A 6,640-nucleotide genomic window follows, 5' to 3' on the forward strand; every position below is an offset into this window, starting at 1 on the left:
GGAAGAAGCGTGCGTCCATCGCCGACCTTCCGACTGATCGGAAAGAGCCATGTCAACGGCTCTGTCGACTACCGGCGATCGTACCGGACCGTCGGTGTCTGCATTGCAAGCAGTTCCTCGGCGAATGTGGGATGCACGGCCATGGTCGACATGAAGTCCGCCCGGGTCGCGCCGCTTTCCAATGCGATTGACAGGACTTGGATCAGCTCGCTTGCGTCTTCGGCGAAGAGATGTACGCCGAGAATGCGGTCACTCTCGCCGTCGACCACCAGCTTGAGCAGCGCGATCTCGCAGTCTCTTGTTACACCCGCCGCCAGCGGGCGGACGCGTGCTTTGTAGACGTCGACGACAGCATATTCGGCGCGCGCCTCCAGCTCTGTCAGTCCGACCGTTCCGATCTCCGGGCTTGAGAATACGGCCGTCGGCACATTGGCGTAGTCGACCTGCCAGGGCTTGCCCCCAAAGACGCTGTCGGCGAAGGCGTGGCCTTCGCGGATCGCCACCGGCGTCAGGTTGACTTGGTTCGAGACGTCGCCGACGGCGAAGATACTGGGAACGCTGGTGCGCGAGTTCGCGTCGACGATGATTGCACCTTTCTCATCCGTCTTCACGCCGACACGGTCTAATCCAAGCCCGATGGTGTTGGGTGTCCGCCCGAACGCCAGCAGCACCTGATCGGCCTTGAGGCGTGCGCCTTGCTCGGTGACGACATCGATTGTGGCCGGCTTTTGTCCGTCTCCGTCCACCTTTCCGGACGCCAGGCGCTTGATGCTGTCGCCCAGCAGGATCTTGATCCCGCGATTTGTGTAGGACGCCGCTATCGCTTGACGCACGTCTTCGTCGAATCCTCGCAAGACATTGCTTCCGCGACAGACGATCGTGACGTCACTGCCAAGCGCCGCGAACAATCCCGCGAACTCCACCGCGATGTAGCCGGCGCCGCCGATGACGAGGCGTCGCGGCAACACCTTGAGGTCGAAGGCCGTGTCAGAGGTAATGCCCAACTCCATGCCCTCGAATGGCGGAAGCTCGGGCTTTGCGCCAGTCGCAATCAAGATGATGCGAGCTCGGACGCTGCGGCCGTCGGCGAGGCGTACTGTGTGTGCGTCCTCCAGCATTGCGCGCGAATGGACAACCTCGACACCCGCCTTGGATTGCCCCTGCGCATACAGGCCCTCGAGACGCGCGATTTCCTTGTCCTTGGCCGCCACCAGCGAAGGCCACTCGAAACTGGGAGGCGAGATCTTCCAGCCGAAGTCCGCCGCCTCGTCGAGCGCGTCGCCAAAACGGCTCGCGTAGACAAAGAGCTTCTTGGGCACGCAACCCCTGATGACGCATGTCCCACCCAGGCGGGACTCCTCCGCGAGCATTACGCGAGCGCCGTGGCTCGCGGCGACGCGCGCTGCGCGAATCCCACCGGATCCCCCGCCGATCACGAAAAGATCAGCGTCGAATTTGAGTGACGGCGCTTCTCGCGATGCGGGATTCTCTGCAGACGATGAGGGCAGGTCCGCGAGCCTCTGTTCGGAGTCTAAGTTGTTCACGTTGGTTCCAATCGGTTCATATCAAGTGCCGGCTAAGCATTCCCCTTGCATCCCGCCATGAGATGGAGGGGTAGGTCATTCTCGGGGCTTCTGGGCTTGCACGTCGGCGTTTGCGGCAGGGCTTCGGGCTTACGGCATCCCATTCCGGACTTTCCGTGTCGTGCCTGGCGCGATCCGGGTTCACCGGGCTGAGGGTCGGCCCGATCGAACGCGGGAATACGAGGCGCCTCGCGACAGGCCCTGTCTAGACGTTCGGCTTAGCCTCGACGGAGTGCCGCGCAACCGCCGCAATCTTCTCGGGCAGGATACCGAAAAAGGATACGTCCGACCCGAGCGCCGCGACGAACAGGCTCTCGGCGCCGCTAAGGTTGCGCCGCAACTCGGCGCTGATCTCGCCGGCGCTCAGTTGGGATTCGACAAACCAGGTGTCGGTACGAAACTCAACCACGTCATCGCCGAGCCGCACGAGCTCTCGCTGGATGTCGTTGTAGTTACACATGTATCCCCGATTGATGTCGGACTGGAGCAATACCAGGAAAGTAGTCTTCTCATTGTGTGACGGACGCATTCGACGCCTCCTTTGATAAGTTGTTTTTTCTGGCACCTGGTCTAGTTTGTCGCCCCGCAGGCCCGGCAGCACGGTCTTGATCGGCCGGTAAGGCACAAGATCCCCAAGCGTCGGACGGGCGGATTTTCAGATCGCGCCTCTAGCGGCGTGGCCCGCCATTCGACGCTGTAGACGCTCACGAGTATCCGCCCGGATTTTCCATATTGAGCCATCCGAGGTAGTCTCGCTTGCCCACACGCGCGCCGAGATGCCGGAGGATGTCGTGCGCCGTGGCGACGTGAAAGTAGAAGTCGGGGATCACCAGGTAAAAAATGTAGTCGGCGCCGCCGAACCAGCCACGGACAATAGGTGGCGTGATCTCGTATGTGCGAGATTCCGCTCCGCTGAGCTGCTCAGGCGTTATCGAGTGCAGGAATGAACGAACGCCTGTCACGCGGGCTTTGAGGGCGGTATAAGTCTGCTCGACGTCAAGGGGCGCAGTGGGATCCCGGCCAATGAGGAACGACATGTGTCGTTCCACCTTATTTGCGACCACGCTAAACTGTTCTCCGAAGGTCAGCATGTCAGGCGCGAGCCGCGCGCGCAACACTTCGCCGAGCTGGAGGCCCTTTTCTTCCTCAAACGCCTTGCCGTGGTCGAGATAGGTATCCAGCACGGCAAAACCGTGTGCCATGCCGGGAATAATGGTGTCGAAGACACTGAAACTCATTGCCAGATTCCTTCTGAAATCAAAGCCATCACGGTCATTCTCGCTTCCCGTGGAAACATTGAAAAATCCTCTAGATGGCTTTTGCCCGCGCTGGCGGCGTGTTCGAGGCCTCAGTGTAGGATTGGCTGTCGGGCCACGCCAATAACCGATGGAGATGGTTTCCATTCCCGCCGCCAACCGACAGCAACGAGGCTATGCGAGACTCCGGGGCGATAATCTTTTAGAATTGCTTGGAAACGTGCCGCGAACAGATCTCGGGCGGCGACTCGAGAGCGCCGTTGAGGGCTTTTTTTTCAGGAAAAGATTGGCGCGTTCGAAACAGGCGTAGAATTGGTTATCGGATCTATTCCAACGTTTCATTGGCCCGGCTTCGCCCGATTGGCTTTGCTGGAATGCCGCCTGCCTCGAGCTTGTGCATATCGTTGATAACGCGATCAGGTAAGAGCGAGAGCCCGCGGCCACATCGACGACAAGCCAAATGAATGCCGGGCTTGCATTACCGAACACCATCTCAAAGAAGGCTCAGACCATGCCGACTGATGTAACGAGCGGACAGCCCAAAAAATTTCCGGCCCCACGGGATCCACTGCTGCGCGATATGGCCAACTGCATTCGGTTCATCGCCGCCGACGCCGTCCAGAACGCGAAGAGTGGGCACCCGGGCATGCCCATGGGAATGGCGGACATCGCGACCGTGCTGTTCCGCGACTTCATGAAATTTGACCCCAAGAACCCTTCCTGGCCAGACCGGGACAGATTCGTCATCTCCAATGGACACGGCTGCCTTCTGCTCTACAGCCTCCTTTACCTGACGGGATACGAAGGCATCACGATGGACGACATGCGAAGGTTCCGACAGGTCGACAGCAAGACACCCGGACACCCCGAGTACTGGCACATCCCGGGCATTGAGACGACAACGGGGCCTCTTGGCCAGGGGGTAGGGAATGCTGTCGGCTTTGCCATCGCCGAACGCGTGCTCAACGCGACCTTCGGGGACGGCCTGCAAGACCATTTTACCTACGTTTTCATGGGGGACGGCTGTCTGATGGAAGGCATCAGCCAGGAGGCCATTTCGCTTGCAGGTCACCTGAAGCTCGGCAAGCTGATCGCGTTCTTCGACAATAATGCCGTCACGATCGACGGCCCAACTTCGCTTGCGGTCTCCGACGACCAAGCCGCTCGGTTTGCCGGGTCAAACTGGCACGTCCAGGAAATCGACGGGCACGACACCGATGCGATCAGGGAGGCCATACGCAATGCTCAGGCGGTTACGGATCGTCCGTCGCTCATTTCATGCAAGACCGTCATCGGCTTCGGGTTCCCGACGATCTCCGGGACGCGCAAGGCGCATAGCGACACGCCGGGCGAGGACGAAGTCTCCGGTGCCCGCGAGTTGCTCGGATGGAATTCCAAGCCTTTCGAAATTCCGGAACCGCTGATTGACGCGTGGCGCGCTGTCGGAGCGAGGGGAGAAGCGGTGCGGCAGCAATGGCTGAACCGATTGGAGACCTCCCCCATTCCAGTCAAAATCGACTTCGAGCGTCGAATGCACGGGCTGTTGCCGATACAGTGGCGGACGGCAATCGCGCAAGCCCTCGATGAGATGAGCGGTACGGATACCGAGATGGCGACCCGCAAGGCGAGCGGCTTGGTCCTCGAGCACTTGACCGCCGTGATGCCTGAACTGATTGGCGGGTCAGCCGACTTGACCCCATCCAACAACGTGAAGACGAACAGCCAGAAGGAAATTGAACCGGGGAAATTCTCGGGTTCGTACCTCCACTATGGCGTGCGCGAGCATGGTATGGCTGCGGCGATGAACGGGATCGCCCTGCATGGCGGCCTGCGGCCCTATGGCGGAACATTTCTGGCATTTTCGGATTATTGCAGGCCCAGCATCCGGTTGGCCGCGCTGATGCGCGCGCCGACTGTATTCGTCATGACGCACGACTCGATTGGCCTCGGCGAGGACGGCCCGACGCACCAGCCTGTCGAGCAACTGAGCGCCCTCAAAGCCATTCCCCACCTTGCGGTGTTCCGGCCCGCCGACGGCATCGAAACAGCTGAGTGCTGGCAAGCGATCCTCGAGCGCAAGGAAGGCCCATCGCTGATCGCGCTCTCCAGGCAGAACCTGCCGCCGGTCCGCCGTGACCATTCCCAGGGGAATAAGTCGGCGAAAGGGGCCTACGTGATCCTGGAAGCAGACGGCGAGGAGCCCGTGGTCACCCTCCTTTCCGCGGGATCGGAGCTTCATCTGGCGACGGAAGCCCATGAGATCCTTCAGGAGGAGGGAGTGCCTACTCGCGTAATCTCCATGCCATGCAGACTGTTATTCGAGCAGCAACCTGAGGAGTACAGGCGCGCAGTCCTCGGAAATTCCGGGATCAGGGTAGCGGTAGAGGCGGGAATCCGAGACTCCTGGGACCGGTATATCGGCGAAAGCGGCTACTTTGTCGGTCTCACCGAATTCGGTGCGTCAGGCAAGGCGAAAGACGTCTTCGAGAAGTTTGGTATCACGACCGAAGCCATTGTGCGAATGGCCCACCACGGTATCTCGCAGCACAAGCTGTGAGTGAACCATGCGTCGCGTCGAGGCAATCTGACTTATGCCTCGCGCGACAGCGTGCGCCATCGCCGGCATCGAGAATCTCTAATCGGAGTATTCGCACCGGTGTTGAACACAGGGCCAACTGTTTTCGGCCACGCTGTCGATGAAAGCGTGGTCGCGGGTTTCGGCAAGTTGCCGTTCCGTCGGCGTCAACGCATCAGATTCCCGGCGCTCTGGGAATTCTTTCCAGAAATCCCCAAACCCGTTTTGAGTCCGCTTGCGCCGAACGCTCTGCCTCGACACGACATTAAGGAAGCCGCGCACCATTCAGCGCCTCTCTGTCGGCTGCGTTGTCGTCAAAGATCGCTTGTTCGCGCGTCAGCAACACCAGCTGTCTTGAACGACCCCACCTGTATCGCGACCCCGACTGCGCGCCCTCGTCAACGACACGATGACAGGGCACTACGATGGCCAACTCGTTCGCCGCGCAGGCTAGGCCGACCGCATGCTCGTCGGTTGGCGCGCCGATTTGATGCGCAATAGCCGCGTAGGTTGAAGTCTCGCCGATGGGAATGTCCCGGATGACCTCCCAGACACGGTGCTGGAATCTGGAACCACGCAGGTCAAGCGGCACATTCAGCCCGCGAGAGGGGGCTTCGATGAAGTGCGCGACACGCATTGCGAGCTCGTCCTCCAGCCAATGCCCAGGCTGAACGTCGGCTAGCGAAAACCGCTCCCGCAGAAGCTTGGTCAGGGGAATGGTGTCAGTGCCCAGCAGGACCGTTACCACCCCTTTTTTGCTCGCAGCCAACAGCAGCACTCCGAGCGTGCTGTGCGAGAAGACATAGCGGATTGGCTCCGTTGTCGCTCGATCTTCCGGATAACCTGTCATGACGTGGCAGGCGTCACCGTTGATGTAGTCGGGCCGCTTCGGCATCGGCGTTTTCCAAACGATTATTGAGGTAAAATAGCAGCCTATGGCGTGACCATACGATAGCAGCTAAGCCGACGTCGCTCAGAGCGGGCCGTCATACTCGCCGCGCGCCGGATAATCTTTGTGGATGGCGAAGTCGATCGCCTGAAGCAATTCCGAAAACAGCGGACGTGCGAACGGCATCGTTTGAACCGCGCTGTAATACAAAGTACCGTCCGGTCGAACGAGGAACACGCCCGGCTCCGAAAATAGCGGCGGCTCTTCGACGTTGATCGATGACTTTCCACGCGATGAGGAAATATAGAGTCCCCATTGCCGGGCCACCGTGAGCGGC

Annotated in this window: 5 protein-coding genes and 1 pseudogene; 1 reads left to right on the forward strand and 5 read right to left on the reverse strand. The window is 60.2% G+C overall.

All coding sequences use genetic code 11. The features are described 5' to 3' along the window. Positions 1-68: 68 nt before the first annotated feature. The 3 genes from gorA to PY649_RS19095 form a co-directional block, all read right to left on the reverse strand. Complete coding sequence (gene gorA / locus PY649_RS19085) at positions 69-1,508, reverse strand: glutathione-disulfide reductase (protein ID WP_285870192.1); 1,440 nt, start codon at positions 1,506-1,508, stop codon at positions 69-71. A 280-nt stretch (positions 1,509-1,788) separates the two neighbouring features. Next, a complete protein-coding gene (locus PY649_RS19090; RefSeq protein ID WP_285870184.1) occupies positions 1,789-2,112 on the reverse strand; it encodes a hypothetical protein in 324 nt (107 codons plus the stop codon). Between the two features lie 175 nt (positions 2,113-2,287). Beyond that, positions 2,288-2,986 carry a DUF1993 domain-containing protein gene (locus PY649_RS19095; protein WP_285870185.1) on the reverse strand — a complete coding sequence of 233 codons (699 nt, stop codon included), beginning with the start codon at positions 2,984-2,986 and terminating at the stop codon, positions 2,288-2,290. Positions 2,987-3,419: 433 nt separating this feature from the next. Here PY649_RS19095 and tkt point away from each other — a divergent pair, with 433 nt between their 5' ends. After that, positions 3,420-5,396 carry a transketolase gene (gene tkt, locus PY649_RS19100; RefSeq protein ID WP_432761376.1) on the forward strand — a complete coding sequence of 659 codons (1,977 nt, stop codon included), beginning with the start codon at positions 3,420-3,422 and terminating at the stop codon, positions 5,394-5,396. 283 nt (positions 5,397-5,679) lie between these two features. Here tkt and PY649_RS19105 read toward each other — a convergent pair whose 3' ends face one another. Both PY649_RS19105 and PY649_RS19110 read right to left on the reverse strand, forming a co-directional pair. Then, positions 5,680-6,309 carry a methylated-DNA--[protein]-cysteine S-methyltransferase gene (locus PY649_RS19105; protein ID WP_285870186.1) on the reverse strand — a complete coding sequence of 210 codons (630 nt, stop codon included), beginning with the start codon at positions 6,307-6,309 and terminating at the stop codon, positions 5,680-5,682. Positions 6,310-6,387: 78 nt separating this feature from the next. After that, positions 6,388-6,640 (reverse strand): annotated as a pseudogene (locus PY649_RS19110) (AhpC/TSA family protein); the annotation flags it as partial.

Source organism: Rhizobium mayense (assembly GCF_030272705.1).
Classification (GTDB): domain Bacteria; phylum Pseudomonadota; class Alphaproteobacteria; order Rhizobiales; family Rhizobiaceae; genus Rhizobium; species Rhizobium mayense.

Coding starts and splice junctions, on each gene's coding strand:
- PY649_RS19090 (WP_285870184.1), bottom strand. CDS start 2,112: ATGCGTCCGTCACACAATGAGAAGACTACTTTCCTGGTATTGCTCCAG.
- PY649_RS19095 (WP_285870185.1), bottom strand. CDS start 2,986: ATGGAAACCATCTCCATCGGTTATTGGCGTGGCCCGACAGCCAATCCT.
- tkt (WP_432761376.1), top strand. CDS start 3,420: ATGGCCAACTGCATTCGGTTCATCGCCGCCGACGCCGTCCAGAACGCG.
- PY649_RS19105 (WP_285870186.1), bottom strand. CDS start 6,309: ATGCCGAAGCGGCCCGACTACATCAACGGTGACGCCTGCCACGTCATG.